We start from the raw sequence: 15,707 nt of genomic DNA, 5'->3' as shown, positions 1-15,707 counted from the left end.
CCAGCCACCGACCGACAACGGTGCACGCCGACCTCGGCATCTGCCGCCAGCGGCTCGCAGGGCAGAGCATCACTCCACAAAGTCACCCGCCACGGACAGCCGCAGACCTCGGAACGACATGCGCGACACACTTCCTCCAGGTCACTCACCTGATGCTGCCCTCGCCGGGAGACTCCAAGTCTTCGACGCTTCTCAGGGGCGCCGCGAGCGTGCGGTTCGAGTTCACACAGCTCAGAAGCGGTCGAGACGACCATAGCGGGTGCAACACCTGTGGTGCACGGAGACGCTCGGCGATTCACCTCGACGAGCAGAGTCACCGAATACCGCTTGCCGCTCTTCCTTCCCTCAGTTCGGCTTCGGACCTTAGGGTCGGGCAAGGCTCCATATGCCGGAACCAAGCGGTTTGCATCACCGGGGGAAGTCGTGGATGTGCCAATGCTGATTCTGCTGGGTGCGGCGGGGGGCGCACTGCGCGGGCTTCTCGACGCCTACACCCGGTTCCTGGACTGGCAATCGGCCCGCCGTGCTGGTCGGCGGTTATCCGCCGGACAGGTGAGCGAACCGCCGCGGTTCCAGGACTACTTCGACCCCGTGGCCGACCCGGTCGCCGCCGTCGTACACAGTGCGATGGGCGCCGGGGCCGCAGTGCTCCTGGGCACCACAGGCCAGGTCAGCGGCGCCTACGCAGCTGTCGTGGTCGGCATATCGGCCCCCGTGATCCTGACTCAGCTCGGACGCACTCAGTCGGTGAGCGACGCGGTCATCGGCGCGTCACGGACCGGGCTGGATCCGGTAGGGGGTGCTGCTGTTGCGGAACCTGTGCTGCCCGCTGAGTGGTCGCCACCGGCAAGCGCTGAGTCTCAGTCCCACGTTGCACCGCCCGGCACGGCCAGCCCGACGCAGCCGTCACCGATGGTGCCCTCGGTACCCGCGACCGACGACCAACCCCGCACCGACGTACTGACCACCAACCTCCATCCGGAGACCGGAACTTGCGAGCCGCAGTCGAACGGCCGGCCCGTGGACCCGGCGCGCGAGCGACGCGGCGGACTCAGCGGCTACGAGGCACCGCAACGTCCGCACGGACCCACGATCGGCGAGGAGGGGACGGCACGATGATGCAACCCTCCGCGAGTCGGCGTATCGCTGCAGCGGTCTTGGGCATCGACCGCAGAATCGACTCCTTCGGCCGGCCTTTGGCTGTCGCACGCCAGCGTCGGCTTCCTCTTGGACGTCGCCTGTTGACGTCCGTCCTGGGTGTCCGGGCAGACCCGGTGATATCCGTGCACAGCATGGCAGACGGGAGAGCGACGAAACGGCACACCGACCGCACGAGTCGCACGAGCCGCTCTGCCCCCCGGTTCACGAGCCCAGACTTCGGAGGGCCGGACTATGGAGGGCCAGAAGCCCTCGCCAACCCCGGTACGGCGGTCTTGCGGCCTACTCCACCACCGGCGCCGACCCACCTCGGCTACGAGCGCCCAGGCTTCAGTAGCCCCGAAGCAGCTCGGTCCGGCGGCCAGAAGGTCGCAACGGGCGGGACGAGAGTGCGCGACGTGGTCCGTGATGTGGTGGCCGAGGTCGCCGTGGAGGAACTGCCGCTTGTAGCAGGGCTGGCCGGATTCGACTACGCCTCGGCCGTACGCCGGTTGGGCGGCCGAAGTCGGCGACGTGAGCCGCTGGGCTTCGGCCTCGGCGAGGTCGCCGCGCTGGTGACTCCCGTGGTGTGGCTGGCGTTGGATCAGGCGGCGCAGAAGATCGCGGGTGCCGCGGTGGATGGCGCTGCCAAGGGGACGAAAGGCGCGCTGCGCAAGGTCTTCCGCAGCAGGGCGGAAGCCGTGACGGCGGTCCCGCCGCTGACTCGTGAACAGCTTGTCGAGGTGCGGCAGTTGGTGCTGGAGACGGCCGCGCAGCGTGGCCTGGGAGAGCAACGGGCGTCGGCGATCGCCGACGCGGTGGTGGCCAGGCTGGCGCTGGCCGCGCCGGGGGATGCCGTGCAGGATCCGGCCGGCTCGGACAGCGCGGCCAGCGGCGAAGCATGATGGCCGGCTTTCCAGCCCATGCCGTTCTGGCGAGTCCGCCCGGTTGAGCAGCGCGGCGTCATGGCGGGTCGGCTGGTCGGTCGGTGACGTGGCCGGGGACAGCGGAACATCACCAGTACTGCGCCGTTGGCTTCCTGACACCCGTACTCCTTGATCACCAGCAGACCCACCGGTCACCAAGAGTTATGGCATGACACCGCCACACGCAACCTACGAAGCGCAGTCAGGGACCGTCATCGCATCGAACTCCCCCAAGCGCACGCCCTGGAGGAGAGCCCCGATCTCAGCCGGGGTGAAGACCAGCGCTGGCCCGTCAGGGAACCGGGAGTTCCGCACCGCGACCTCACCGCTCGGCAGTGATGCAAATTCGACGCAATTACCCCCGACGGCATTGCTGGCACTGCTCTTCACCCACTGGGCAGTAGCGATGGAACTCGCCATGACACCATTTCGATATTCGGCCACTCTTCCCCCTCTGCGTCTCTGAACAGGCATCTTCCCCCTCGACAGGACACCAACACATGCGCCGGGACACACAGCAGCGGAAACTTCCCACCGCGCCCAGAAACGAGTGCAATTTCATGCGACCGTGAAAATGGGAAGTGTCGTCGGCACTGAGCCGCCCCCGCACGCGGCGACGTCGCAGGCATTGCAATCACCGAGGTAAAAAGAGCTTCGCAGGATTGACAGCCGCCCCCATGCTCCCAGCGCCCGCTGGAGGCATATGCCAACCTTCCGGGAGGAGTGAAAACACTGTGCCGAAGTGGATCTGCCACAAAATGCACAGCCGAGGGCCCATGCCCCGGACCACCGGGCGTTCTCCCCCGACTCCGAGGAGCACTCACACCAGGCGCGAAGTCCGCTGTGACGTGTCCGCCGTGCTCCTGAACCGCAACAGCAAGGTGCGCAACGACGACGACCTCGTCTTCTACAACCGCCCCAGCCACGACAGCGTCGTCGGCGGAGACACCATCACCGCCGACATGGGCTCCCTCGCTGAGGACGTCGCAGCGATCGCCGTCATCGTCAGCATCGGCCTCGAGGTATAGCCCATAGCAGTGTTCGACCTTCATAGGTCGTCGCGCCATGAGTGGTCCTGTTGCAGGAGTGTCGTGCCGGTGGCTTCTTGGGCTAGCCGGTTCCCGGCGGTGAGGATGTTGGACGCTTGGTGGCGCAGGGATTCGGGCAGCCATGCGGCACGTCGTTCGGCGGCCAGGAGGTCGGCTCGTGCAGGGGCCGGGCCTCGGATGCCTTGTTGGAACAGGAGCCGGTAGAGCCCCAGGGCGGGGCGGATGGGTGGGAGCCCCGCTGCTGTTCCTGATGCGTTGGCTCGCTGCGGGATGGTGAGTCCGTCGTCGTCGAGGTCGCCGTAGTAGGCGATGTCTGTGACGCCGTTGAGTTTTGCGATGCGGGTGACGGACGCTTCGAAGGCGTGGCCTCCGCCGAATACCACATAGCCGACGTGTCCCGGGTTCTCGGCGAGGAGTGTGCTGATGGTTGCGAAGGTGTCGCTGTTCTCGATCACGAGGGCGATTCCGCCGTCACCGGTGCGTTCGTAGGCCAGGGGCGGTGGGACCCTCGCGGCGAACAGGGTGGTCAGGGTGAGGCGTTCCGGGGCGAAGAGCGTGGTGGTGATCAGTGCGTCGAGGCGCTTTTCGTCGCCGAAGATTTCCAGGGAGCGTTCGCGCATGGGGATGGTGGCCCGCCGGGCGTTCGCGTCGGTGTCGCGGAGCCAGCGGTTGATCGTCTTGAGGGTGTCGATCTGGGCGGTGGTGAGTTTGGCGGTGTTTGCCCAGGCCAGTTCCCGTCGCCACATGGGGGGCGCCGCGCGGCTGGGCCGGGGTTCTGTGGTTTTGGGGGGTGCGGGCAGGCGGAGCCAGCGTGGCAGGGGTGGCTGGGCGTGGTCCCATCCGTCGCGGGTGCGTGGGAGTTCGATCAGGTGGTGGTCTGCGAGTTCGTCGAGCAGGGCGGACAGGGCGGGCCGGCCTTGGGTGGTGCCGGCTGTCTCGGGGCAGGCCTGGGTGAAGGTCTCGAGGATCGTGGCCTGCTCGATGCGGTGTTCCGTTCTCGAGGTCAGGGTTGTTGCCAGGCAGGCTGCTGACGGGGACAGCGGATGTCCGTTGGCGTCCGTGTCCGTCTGGTGGTCGCTCACTGGTCGCCGGCCATCTGGTCGTGATGGTTTTCCTGCTGCGTCGTGCGGCTGTCTGTGGGCGGGGTGTGCGGGGTGCGGGGTTTCACCAGCAGGCGGGCGGCGAGGATCTGGCCAGTGGCACTGTTGTCGTCGGGCGGTGGTGTGTCGCGGGCGATGTGGTCGGTAACGTGCAGGTGGCGTGTTCCGGTGCGTTGGTCGGTGTCGTTGCGCAGCCGGATGCACAGGGGGAAGGTGGCCAGGACGCGGTCTTCCATGTTGCCGGTGGTGTAGATCAGTTGGACGCCGAGGGCGGTGGCCATGTTCATTTGCAGGCTCAGCAGGTAGCTGGCGTTCGCCTTGCCGATCGGGTTGTCCAGGACCAGCATTCCGCCCAGGCGGCTGGTGCTGCGGGCTCCGGTCCGGGTGCTGCCACGCAGTGCGGCGAGCGTGCAGTACAGCATGATCGCGCCGGTGAGTTCCTGGCCTCCAGAGAACACTTTGCTCATGTCGCTGATGGAGGCGTAGTCGGCGCGGCCGGTGGCGTCGGGCTTGAGGATCTCTACTTTGAAGTCGCGTGGGACCGCTGCTGTCACACAGCGAAGGACCAGGTCGCGGCCGGGTAGGTGGGGCTGGGTGCGGGCATTCTCGTCGAGGCTCTCGGCGATCCGTACGGCCAGGACTTGTGGCTCGGGTGTGCTGAAGCCGATCTTCAATATCCTCTGTTTGGCCCATGCTCCCGCGCCTTCGGGTAGGCGCGAGAGCCGCTCGGCTTTTTCCAGCAGGGCCAGCGCCTGGCCGGTGTGGTGTTTGAGCTGGTCGATCAGCAGGTTGCGGTGGCGTTCGGAGTCTTCCAGGTCGGTGGTCAAGCTGGCGATCCGGCCGTCGAGTTCGGTCGTCCACCGGTCGGCGCGTTCGATCAGCGATGTGGTGTCGATATCCGTGAGCTGCTGGTAGATCGGCGCCTTGAGATTGCTGAATCGGCTCTGGTTGGCCGTTTCGCGGAATTTCACGACGGCCTCGTTGACGCCCTGATTCGCCTCCTGCAGGAGGTCGGTTGCGGTGTTGTGGGCGTGAATGGCGTCGTCGGCGGCCTGCTGTGCTGCGTCGGCGGTTCCGGTGAACGGGCTGGCGAGGGCGGGCAGTTTCAGCCTGCGGGCCGCGGTGGCAAGGCTACGGTTGATGACGCCCATCTCACGTGCGGCAGCTTCCCCGGCACGGACGTTGCGCTCGGTGGACCGCTGTGTCCCCATCGCTTTGGTGAGCAGGGCTTCTGCTTCTCTCAGCGCGGAGGCGGCCCGTTCGGTCAGACGCGTGCCTTCGGCCGGGGTTGGAGGCGTCCAGTCCTTGTTGAGGCTGGTCCACGGTTTTCCGCTGGGCTGGCTGGCAGCTGTTGCTTCCGCTTCCAGCTGGCCGCTGCGCTTGTCCAGGCGGCGGAACTGGGTCTCCAGGTCTTTTACGGTGCGGCCGAGGCGCCGCTTGGTGGCCTCGATGATTTCGGTGCTGCCCGCCGGTGCTGAGGCGGCCAGTGCTTCGGCTCGGGTCACGGTCTGGGCCGAAGCGTCGCGCAGTTCGGCGTCGCAGTCCGTGGCTTCCTTCTGTGCCCCCTCGACGCGGCGGCGCAGGTCCTCGCCGACTTCCACGGCGCGGAAGCCCTCGGCGGCTTCCTGGTAGGAGATCTCCAGCGTGGCCAGGTCGTACTCGCCGGGACTGGAGATGAGGGGTTGGTCTCCATGGACGACCTTGGCCAGCCGGGCTTCGTAAGCTGCGGCATCGCGGCGCAGCGACTCTGCCCGCACGGCGTATTCCGTGGCGTGGTCGCGGAGTCGGTCGGCTTGCTCGCGCAGCTCCGCAGCTGCCGTGCGGTGTTGTTCGGCCTCGGCATTCAGGGTGCGGATCTGTGCGCGGTGTGTGTCGGCCTCGGCGGCGTCGCCGGCGAGCTGATGGATGGATTCGGCGTCGCGGGCGGTGTCCCGGGCGGTCTGTTCGGTGTCCGCGAGGGTGGGGGCGAGATCCGCCAGGGTGTTGGCGGTCTGTCGGTAGGTTTCGCGGGCGGTGTCGAGTGCGGACGCGGCATTGGTGGCATCGGCCTGCCGGGCGTTTGCGACGGAGCGCAGTTGCCCGATGTGTCCTGTCGGGTGGTCGCGCAGCCAGTTAGTGAGGCGGCCTTCGAGTTGGAAGGCGGCGGTTTGCCGTTCGGTGTAGGTGTGCTGGGCGCGGCGGCGGTCTTGGATGCGGGCTTCGACTTGTTCGCGCAGCTCGGCGGCTGCTTGGACGTCATGGAGGGCGGGGGTCGGTTCGACGACGAAGCCGCTGCCGGACGGGGGAAGTTCTGTCTCCAGTGGCTCGGGGGTGGAGACGAGCACGGCCGCGTCCGGTAGCTGCGGCATCTGCGCGAGAAGGATCCGTGCCTTGTCGAGTGCCTCGTGGTCGGGCACCACAATGCCGTCGACAACTGCAGGGTGGGCTTGGATCGTTGCCGCGTGCCGGTGAGGATTCACCAGCTGCTGCAGTGCGTTCCAGCCCGAGGTGGCGGTGATCTGGTGCTGGTCCAGCAGTTTGAGGAGGTCCTCGACCTGTGTGCGCGGCGGCATCAGCGCCTCGCCCTCGACTCTGAGAGCCGCGAGGAGTCGCTGGTCTGCCTGTTCTTCGGCCCGCAGCAGATCCAGGTGATGTGTGGCCGCTGCTTGGGCTGCGGCGGCCAGGTTTCGCAGGGTGGGAGCGTTCTCTTCCAGCCACTGTGCGGGGTCGCCGCCGGGTACATCCTCGTCACCGTCGAGTTCGGCGAGTTCACGCAGCAGGAGGCGGGCGGCGAGTTCCGCTGCGCCCTTGTGGGTGTCATCGACGGCTTGTTGCGCGGTCTGCGCTGCTTGGCGGGCCTGGACTTCGGGCTCGATCAGCTTGTTCGCGGCCGCGTCGAGCTGGCGGGTCTCCTGCTCGAGGTGCTCGTAGTGCTCGCGTTGCCGCGTTGCCTCATTCTTGCTGTCGGTGGCCTTGGTCTGCAGGCGGGCATCGGCTTCGGCCACGGTTTCGTCCTCGGCCACAAGGCCGGCCTGACAGGCTTCTTCAAGGCGCGCGTCCAACTGCTCAATGTGTTGGCCGAGCAGTTCGGCTCGGACGGTGCACTCGGTGGCCTGCCCCTGCCGTTTGGTCCCATCATGTTGTGCCTCGGCTGCCTCGTTCTTGCTGATCGAGACCGCGTTGTCCAGGTGGTCGGCCTGTTCCACGCACTGCTGCCTGCTGCTCTGCAGGGCTCCGGCGAACCGGGCGCCGGCCTGATCGCGGTGGAGCCGGGCAGTTCCGGCCGCTTGTTCGGCATCGTCCAGGAGATCGCTGGCGACCCGGTACTTCTCGCGTGCGGCGGCTGCTTTCAGGACCTTGGGAACGACTGCCCAGGCAGCCAGCTCGTCGCGTTCGGCGGCCAGCTGATCCTGTGTCCGGGACAACTCGGAGCCGGCCGCGTCGAGGCGCAGCACCAGGGTCTGGCGGCGCACTTCCTTGTGGAGCAGGTCGGCCTCGTTGCGGGCCTGCTGCTGTTGCTCGGCGTCCGCCTTCGCCGCTGCGTGTTCCTTGCGGAGTGTGGACAGTTCCGTGTCCGCGTGCTGGACGCAGGCACCCACTTGTGCTGCGAGCTGGCCCAGTGTCGTCGCCGCGTGTTGGGCGGCCGTCACCTGTGTTTTCTGCTCGGTGCGCCGGCGGGCAAGGTGGCCGGCGGCCGTGGCCATGGCGGTGGAGAAGTCGCGGTCCAGCAGGAGTTGCTCGCGGCGGCCGATGTTTTTGGCGTAGGCGCCGAAGGCTTCGCCCAGCTCGGTGAAGTTCTCGGCGTCCGTGGCCTTGCTCAGCAGCCAGTGCACGAACTGCCGGCCGGTGGTGGTCTTGAATGCCTCGGCCGCGTCCCCCTCGTCGACGTTCATGGCCTGCTGGACCGCGAACAGGTCCGGTTCCAGGCCGAGCCGCCGCAGGTGCTTCTCCCACTCTCCCTGCCGTTTTTCAACCTCCAGGCGGAGCGTCTTGTCATCGGTGTCCAGCCGCCTGAGCGCGTCCTGGTAGGCGTTCATCCGCAGTCGGCGCCCGGCATCGGCGAACGGCAGCGTGGCCAGGGTCGTCTCGGCGTTGGGGGTCAGTGAGTAGAACGTCCGCTCCACCGTGCCGTCCGTGGCCGGGGTCAATACCTGTCCGGTCACCAGCGTTTCGCCGGTGCGGACATGGACCCATTCCAGGGCCACATGCGAGGGGGCTGCTGCGGACACCACATAGGCGCGCAGCGCCTCGCGGCCTTTGCGGGACTGCCGCTCGGGCAGCACCGTGGCCAGCAGCATCCGGATCAGCACGGACTTCCCGCCGCCGTTCTCCAGCACGAGCAGAGTTGCCGGTGCGGGACGCTGGAGCAGCTGGCCGGCGGTGGGGATCAGGGTGGTGGCGGGGATCGGCGAGCCGCCCTCGGACAGGTCCAGCAGGACGTCGCCGTATCGGGCCGCGCTCGGGCCGATATTGTACAGGCGGATGCGGTTCAGCTCGTACATGTCTGCTCACTCTCCTCGCTCGGCTGAGGGCGCCGGCGCTGCGGGGACAGCGGCGGTGGTTTCGGTGCTGTTGAAGGCGGGTGACCCGTCGGGGCCCACGGTGATGCCGAGTTCGGCGAGGTGGCCGAGCATCTGCTGTCCGGCCAGCTCCCGTACTTGGATCTGGTAGCGGGCCGTGGTGGTGTAGGTTCCGCCGTTCTCCTTGCCGGCGCGGCGCAGCATCCCGTTGTCCGCGAGGTATTCGGCAACCCGCTTGATGAGGGCGTGCCTGCTCTTGGAGTGGGCGCGGTCGTCCCCGGTGGAGGAGACGGGGTTGCGCCGCTGGTAGTAGCGCCACAGCTGCATCAGGTCCGGGTGGTCGGCCGGGACTCCGTCGTCGGTGTCGGCTTCGGCAGCTTGGCGTTCCAGTTCCTTGGTGGCCCGCTCGACCATCTCGTCGACGTGGCGGACCGTGATGCGGCCGATATGGGAGGGGTCGTCCAGGTCTTCGGGGCGGTAGTAGGCGAGTGCGGCGATGGCCAGGTGGGCCAGTGCCGCGATCGGCCGGTCGGCGGGCCTGGTGATGTGGTCGGTGACGCTGACCGCGAACTGGGTTTCGGCGGTCGCCCCGAGCACCAGTCCGGCCCGGGGGTCGACGGCGATCACCGTGAGGTCGAAGCCGCGTGCGGCGGCGTGCAGCAGCCGCGCAAAGTCCGGGTCGGTGCGGCAGCGGTCGACGAGCGTGGCGTACTCGGCGTTGCGTCGGGGTGTCAGCCCCGGTTGGAAGCCGCAGGCGAGCAGCCGGTTGACGGCGGCGGTGTCGTCGGGGTTGTTCATGCCGTGCCCTCCTCGAGGCTGTTGTCGGTAGGCGGGATGGCGGCGGCTGGGCCGTGGACCACGAGCAGGTCGTGGCCGGCGAACCGGGCGTCGTCCAGTTCGTGGTCGTCGGCGAGGGCTGCCAGGACGGTGCCGCGGGCGGGGTCGTGGCGCGGGGCGCCGAACAGGCCCAGTACGTGCAGGGCCAGCAGGTGGTCGAGGTTGCCCTGCCCGGCGGGCATGCCGTGCCGGCGGGCCGCGTCCAGGAGTGCGGACAGGCGGGTGCCGTCGATGTCGGTGTGCTTGAGCAGTGCTGTGACGGCCGTGTACTGCTCGTCGCGGAAGGCGGAGTCGTCTGTGGTGTCGCCGAATTCGGGCTCGATGATCAGGCCGTCGTCGCCGTCGGGTTCGCTCGGCGGTGTCATCAGGCCGGTGATCAGGTCCGGGAGGTAGATGATCGCCGGGCGGTGCGGCGGGGTCGCGGCGGTGGCGAACGTGTCGAGGAGCGGGTTCGCCTGCCGGACCGGCAACTGCAGGACCGGTTCGAGGAGCTGGCGTTCGAGTGCGACATGGGACCGGCTGGGGGGCGGCACGAAGCTCTGACGTTCTTGTTCGGCACGGAACCGTTCGCCGACCTCCTGCAGATTCGCCTGGAGTGAGGCGTGTCTGCGCAGGCACTCCTCGAGGATCGCGATCAGCTCGGCGGCCTGGGCCGGGGTGGTGTCCTCCGTGCTGTTCTCCATGATCCGGACCAGGTTGTCCTTGATGGTGTTTTCGGCGTTGATGCGGTCCTCGATGTGCTCGAGTGCTTCGGTCTGCATGCTCTGCACGTCACGGACCCAGTCCACCGAGCGGATGTCGCGGCGCATGCCTTCCAGCCGGGAACGGATGTGTTCGGTGTATTGCACGGTGCGGCGCAGTGCCATTTCCGCAGCGCGGTGCGCGTCGGACAGCCGCCCTCGGCGCACCAGAGCCTCCAGTTTGGCGTCGGCGGCGACCTGTTCGGAGGCGATGTCGAGGTCGACGGCCCCGACGAGGACGGCGATCGCTTCGTTGGAGGCGCGCAGCCGCGGCCGCCCGTCGGGGCCGGGCACTTCGCGCAGCAGTTTGAAGGGAAAGGTCTGCGTGGTGTAGGCGCCGTGGAGGACGATGCCGTAGTCGTGGCTGAAGTCGCGGTCGACGGTGCCGACGTTCAGCAGGCTGTCGAGGACCCAGCGGGCGACGGCGGTGTGTTCGTCGCGGTCGCGCTGTGGCATCTGGAGTCCCGCGACGCGTGCCATGGCGGCCACGATGTCCTCGTGGCGTGCACCGTCGTCGAAGTCCATCTTCAGGGTGACGGTGTCGATGGCGGTGAGTGCCAGTTCCTCCATCTGGTAGCCGGTCCACTCGCGCGAGGCGAGGAGGGGTTTGCGGCGTTCCAGGTCGAGGACCGGGTCGGCGACCGCGAGCGCCTTCACACGGGTTGCCAGTCCCAGCGTGTCGCGGCCGTGAAGTCCCGCTTCAGACATCCATTTTCCTTTCCCGCCCCATGAACTGCTGTCACGCGATCAAGATGAGGGTGGCCTCTCAGGACACCTGCGGGCCAGAGGGCCTCGCGTCGTCCCCCACGCCGCTGGCACCGCTAGGGCGCCAGGGACTGCAGGCCGCTGGCCAGGTCGGCCTGCACCAGGTCGTCGCGCTCGGTCGGGGTCAGCCAGCGAGCACTGGACCCTGTGGCGGCCCGTTCCACCCACAGCACCTCGTCGACGGCCTCGGCGACGGCGTGCAGATGGCTGATCACCATGACGAGGCGGTCGCTGCCGGCCCGCGCGCGCAGCACCTCCAAGGCCGCATCCAGCGCGGCTGCATCGAGGGCGGCGAAACCTTCGTCGAGGAACAGGGAGCCCAGGCTCGATCCGCTGCGGGAGTGCAGTTCGGCCAGGGCCAGCGCGAGCGCGAGCGAGGCCTGGAACTTCTCCCCGCCGGACAGCCGGTTCGGAGGATGGACGACCCCGGAGGTGCGGCTTATGATCTCGAAACTTTCGGCGAAGCCGAATCGTCCGTCGGACATCTGGCCGAGCAGCTCGCTGGCAACGTCGCGCAGCGCGCGGGTGCGCAGCGTCGTGAGATGGCTCAGGAACTTGGCGTCGACCAGTTCGCGGCGCAGCACGTCCAGCGCCTCGCACCGGGTGCGGCCGGCGGTGATGGCGAAGTCCAGGTCGGCGGCCGATTTGATCGACTCCTGTGCGCTGTGTTGTTGCCGGCGCTGTTGCTTGGCCTCCCACTTCGCCTGTGCGGCGGCCGCAACCAGAGGGTGCAGGGCGTCTGCTGCCGTCAGGTCGGCGGCGGGGTCGAACCCGTCGACGTCGGCGAGCTGAGTCCTGTGGTCCCGCAGACTCGCTGTTGCGGCCGCTGCGCGCTGGGCTGCGGCGTCGGCCCGCGTGGCGAGCCGGCTGTGCAGCGCCGTGGTGGCCGTGGCCAGTTCGGTGGCGAACTGGCGGGTGGCAGAGATTTCTGCTGCGGCGGGGGCCTGGGGCACGGGGTACACGTCGGCTGCGTCGAGGTGCGTGTCAGCGTCGGTGACGGCCTGGGCCCAGGCGTCCAGGTGGCCGCGCAGTTCGCTCAGTGGGCGCTCCACACGGGTGCGGGCTTCTTCGTCGAGGGCGCGCTGCCGGCCGAGCACGGCGGACTGCTTCTGCCGTGCTGATTCCCGCTGGTCGAGCAGGTCTTGGAGTGCGGCCTGCCGGGCGGTCACGGCGGCGAGTGCGGTGGACGCCGCGTCGGCGGTCACCTCGATGACAACGCCGGGCAGCGTGGCCCGGATCTGCGGGGGCAGCGCGGCCACCGCGCGGGTGGTCTTGTCCACGGCGCGGGTGTGTGCGGCAAGAGCGCTCTGCTGGTCGGCGGCGGCGCGTTGGTGGGAGTTCTTGCGTTCTGTGAACGTCGCGCGGTCCGTCTCGACCCGGGCCCTGCGGTGGCGCACGTCGTCCTGCAGCTGCTCGGCATGAGCCTCGGCGGCCTGTTCACATGCAGTGATCGCGTCAGTAACCGGTGCAGCATTCCGCTCGAGGGACTCCTCGCTGTAGTCGGCTCCGTCGGTGGCGGTGGTGATGGCGGTCAGTGTCGCCGACGCCTCCTCGTCGTCGAAGCCATGATCGGCGGGGGCCGTGGTCGCGAGATCACTGAAGGCGCACTTCGCTTTGGCGGTGGCTTCGCGCGCGGCCTGCTGTGCCTCGCGGTGGTCCGTGTCCCGGTCCTGGATGGCCGTTTCGGCCACGGTCAGGCTGGCGCGGGCCTGGGCGAGCTGGGCGGCGGCGGTCTTTTCGGCGCTGTTCGCCTGGGTGAGTTGGGTTCGTGCCTCGGCCAGCTCGGCGGCATCGGCGGCGGTGGCCGGCTCGAAGCCGTCCGGGAGTTGCCGACGGCAGACGGGGCAGTCGTCGCCAGCGTGCAGCTCGGCGGCGAGCGCGACGGCCCGGTCGCGTTGTTGCAGTGTGTCCACGTGCGCCTGGGCGACGTTCTGGGTCTCTGTTGCTGCAGCGTGTGCCTCTTGCATCCCGTCGCAGTCGTCTTGAGCGGCTTGGTGCCGGCTCGTCGCGGCGGTCTGGTCTCGGACGGCGCCGGCGACGCGGCCGACTGCTGCGAGGGCCGCGGTCAGCTCGGTGCGGGCGGTGGTGGCCTTGTGCCGCACATGCTTGGCCGCTTGGGCGGCGGCATGCGCCTGCTGCGCCAACGGGTCCACCTGCGCGGCGCGTTCGGTGAGTTCGGCTTCGGTGCGGGCGATGGTCTCGCCTTCACCGGCGAGTTGTTCGCTCTGCTGGGCGAGCCGGTCGCGTTCGTCTCGGAGCTCTTCGGCGTTTGCTGCGAGGGCTTCAAGGACCACCACGGCTTTGCTGAGGGCGTCTTGGCCTTCGCCTTCTGTGTTCGCCCGCTCGATCGCGGCCTTCAGGCTGCTTTCCTGCTCTGCGGCACGGGTGGCCTCGAGGGTCAGGGCCTCGCCTCGCGCGGTGATGTCGGCCGCGACCGGTTCGAGGGCTTCGAGGGCGGCGCCCGCGTCGGCCACAACGCGTGCGGAGAGCGTGCGCGCGGCGGCCGTAGCCCCCTCGGTCGCGGCCTGGGCCGTGGCTGCTTCCGTCTGCAGCTGGGTGATGCGGTCGATGGCCTCCTTCAGGTGTTCGGCGCGGGCTTCGGCCTGCCCGGCGGCCGCGCCGGCTTCTTCGGCAGCCTGCTCGGGGTTGTCCGGCATGGACGCGCGCTTGGCCTCCGCGCCCGCAAGCAGGCCGTTGAGGGATTCACGCTGGCGGGCCGCCGTCCGCTGGATGGACTCCAGCGACTCCGCCCCGAACAGTTCGCGCAGCAGCTTGCCGCGTTCCTTGGGTGCCGCGACGACGAGCTGGTCGAACTTGCCCTGCGGAAGCAGCCCCACGCGCAGGAACGTCTCGTAGCTCATCTGCAGCACCGCTTTGAGGCGGTCGTCGACGTGACCGGCGTTGTCTATCTCCTCGCCGGTGTCGAGGTTCTTCAGGTGGTGCCGGCCGGCGTTCGGGTTGGTGGCATGCATGGTGCGGTGGACGTGCCAGCGCTGCCCCTCGTGCAGGAACGTGAGGTCGACGCTCATGGCTTTTGCTCCGTCGGCGATGAGCTGCCCCGGACTGCTGGCTTTCCAGGAGCTCTTGCGGAACAAGGCATAGGTGATGCCGTCGAGCAGGCTGCTTTTGCCGGCCCCGGTGTCGCCGAGGGCGCCGATCAGGCCCGTGCCGGTGAAATCGATGGTGACCCGGCCGGGGTAGCTGCGGAATCCATTCAGGGTGAGCGTCAGGGGCTTCATCGCGTCCTCTCCGCTGCGGTGGTGTCGGTGCCGGCCAGCAGGCCGGAGCGGTCGAGGCCGTCGAGGGGGCGGCCCTCGACGGCCGCGGTCAGCAGGGTCTCCTCGCAACATGGCGCCGGGTCGTCCAGGTCGGGCTCGGCCTGCAGATGTGCGAGGGCGGTCATGGCGCGATCCAGGGCCAGGCCGGTGGTTCCGCGTCCGGGCAGGTAGTCGCGCAGCAGCTCTTCGATGCCGGGCAGTTCGGCGGGGGTCTCGCGCTGCTCCGGCAGGGTCTCGGTGGCCGTGGCGCGGCGCTCGTCGACGGCGACGAGGGTCGCCCGCGGCAGCAGCTTGGCGAGGGTGTCCGGCAGGAACGGGTCGGGGACCTCAACGTCCACCACCGCCTTCACCCAGGCGTCGTGGACCCGGCCCGCGCGCTGTGCGATTTCTTCCAGGGTGCCCTCCAGGCGGACCAGGCGGCGTCCGGAGGTCAGGGGCACGAGTTCGATGCGGGGCGTGCCGGTCGGGCCGACCTCGGCCAGGACCACGCTCTTGGTGTCGCTACTCTCTCCGAAGTCCATCTGCAGAGGGCTGCCGGCGTAGTGGGCCGGGTATCCGGCGCGCTGGACACGCTGCGGTTTGTGGATGTGGCCGAGGGCGCCGTAGGCGACGTCGGGCAGGTCGGTGGCGGCCGTCGCGTAGTCGTCGGCGATGGAGAGCTTGCGTTCCGAGTAGGAGGGGATGGCTCCTTCGACGAACAGATGGGCGGCGAAGACCAGGACGTCGCGGGCGCCGCGTCCTGCGGCGAGGCGGCGGTAGACGTCGGCCTGGACGGTGCGCAGTCGCTGGGCGTAGGTGGCGGTCGCCAGGGCGGGGTCGGTGAAGTCGTAGGCGAACCGGTTGGGGTGAAGGTACGGCAGCGCGCCGATGCGCAGCGTCAACTCCCCGTCGCGGGTCGGGTAGTCGGCCACCAGGAGACCGTCGGGGCGGGCGTCGGTGGCGAAGCGGACCCGGGCTTGTTCGCCTGTGTGGATGTCCGTGCCGTTCAGGATGAATTCCAGGAAGGCCAGGACGTTGCGGGTGTCGTGGTTGCCGGCGACGACGACCACGGGGGCGATCTCGCCGAGGCGGCGCAGCGCCTGCGCGGCGCGGCGCAGGTCGTCCAGGCCGGGCCGGGAGGTGTCGAACAGGTCGCCGCTGTGCACGATCAGGTCGGGGGCGAAGTCGTCGGTGATGTCGATGATTTCGTCCAGGACGGCGTCGACTTCGGTGTCGCGTCGGTGGCGGCCGAGCTGGCGGCCCAGGTGCCAGTCGGAGGTGTGGAAGATGCGTCCCGTCACGGGTGCCTCCAGGAGGGCCGGGGGTTTCGGATGGCGCCGACTGTACATGGAATAACGGGAAGAAGTCTGGAAACTCTGGAACTCTGGTACCGTCGG

10 protein-coding genes are annotated in these 15,707 nt (G+C 68.8%); 3 read left to right on the top strand and 7 right to left on the bottom strand.

Annotated features, from left to right (window positions below):
• Positions 1 to 435 precede the first annotated feature (435 nt).
• Entirely contained in the window at positions 436 to 1,119 is a 684-nt protein-coding gene (locus A949_RS38550) for a hypothetical protein (protein ID WP_192817154.1), read from the top strand.
• 437 nt (positions 1,120 to 1,556) lie between these two features.
• The gene (locus A949_RS0119025; protein ID WP_237735859.1) at positions 1,557 to 2,042 is read left to right on the top strand and encodes a hypothetical protein; all 486 of its coding nucleotides are present in this window, start codon (positions 1,557 to 1,559) and stop codon (positions 2,040 to 2,042) included.
• A gap of 210 nt (positions 2,043 to 2,252) precedes the next feature.
• Here the strand turns inward: A949_RS0119025 and A949_RS0119020 are convergent, their stop codons facing one another.
• The gene (locus tag A949_RS0119020) at positions 2,253 to 2,537 is read right to left on the bottom strand and encodes a DUF397 domain-containing protein (protein WP_051019557.1); all 285 of its coding nucleotides are present in this window, start codon (positions 2,535 to 2,537) and stop codon (positions 2,253 to 2,255) included.
• 203 nt (positions 2,538 to 2,740) lie between these two features.
• On the opposite strand from A949_RS0119020, the gene A949_RS39190 reads away from it, so the two are divergent.
• Entirely contained in the window at positions 2,741 to 3,091 is a 351-nt protein-coding gene (locus A949_RS39190; protein WP_078565471.1) for a TerD family protein, read from the top strand.
• A gap of 20 nt (positions 3,092 to 3,111) precedes the next feature.
• Here the strand turns inward: A949_RS39190 and A949_RS0119010 are convergent, their stop codons facing one another.
• The 6 genes from A949_RS0119010 to A949_RS0118985 form a co-directional block, all read right to left on the bottom strand.
• Positions 3,112 to 4,194: a Wadjet anti-phage system protein JetD domain-containing protein gene (locus A949_RS0119010; protein ID WP_019357611.1), complete on the bottom strand. Its 1,083-nt coding sequence runs from the start codon at positions 4,192 to 4,194 to the stop codon at positions 3,112 to 3,114.
• Positions 4,191 to 8,693, bottom strand: a complete 4,503-nt coding sequence (locus A949_RS0119005; RefSeq protein WP_019357610.1) for a hypothetical protein — start codon at positions 8,691 to 8,693, stop codon at positions 4,191 to 4,193. Before A949_RS0119005 ends, A949_RS0119010 begins: the two co-directional genes overlap by 4 nt.
• Before the next feature lie 6 nt (positions 8,694 to 8,699).
• Positions 8,700 to 9,509, bottom strand: coding sequence for a hypothetical protein (locus A949_RS33885; protein ID WP_019357609.1), 810 nt, complete (start codon positions 9,507 to 9,509; stop codon positions 8,700 to 8,702).
• The gene (locus A949_RS38175; RefSeq protein WP_019357608.1) at positions 9,506 to 10,996 is read right to left on the bottom strand and encodes a hypothetical protein; all 1,491 of its coding nucleotides are present in this window, start codon (positions 10,994 to 10,996) and stop codon (positions 9,506 to 9,508) included. Before A949_RS38175 ends, A949_RS33885 begins: the two co-directional genes overlap by 4 nt.
• Before the next feature lie 113 nt (positions 10,997 to 11,109).
• A complete protein-coding gene (locus A949_RS0118990; RefSeq protein ID WP_019357607.1) occupies positions 11,110 to 14,292 on the bottom strand; it encodes an AAA family ATPase in 3,183 nt (1,060 codons plus the stop codon).
• Complete coding sequence (locus tag A949_RS0118985) at positions 14,289 to 15,611, bottom strand: metallophosphoesterase family protein (protein WP_019357606.1); 1,323 nt, start codon at positions 15,609 to 15,611, stop codon at positions 14,289 to 14,291. Before A949_RS0118985 ends, A949_RS0118990 begins: the two co-directional genes overlap by 4 nt.
• Positions 15,612 to 15,707 lie beyond the last annotated feature (96 nt).

Source organism: Streptomyces sp. AA1529 (genome assembly GCF_000280905.1).
Classification (GTDB): Bacteria; Actinomycetota; Actinomycetes; order Streptomycetales; family Streptomycetaceae; genus Streptomyces.
Note: the sequence above shows the minus strand (reverse complement) of the source record. Positions and strands in the feature narration are given on the sequence as shown.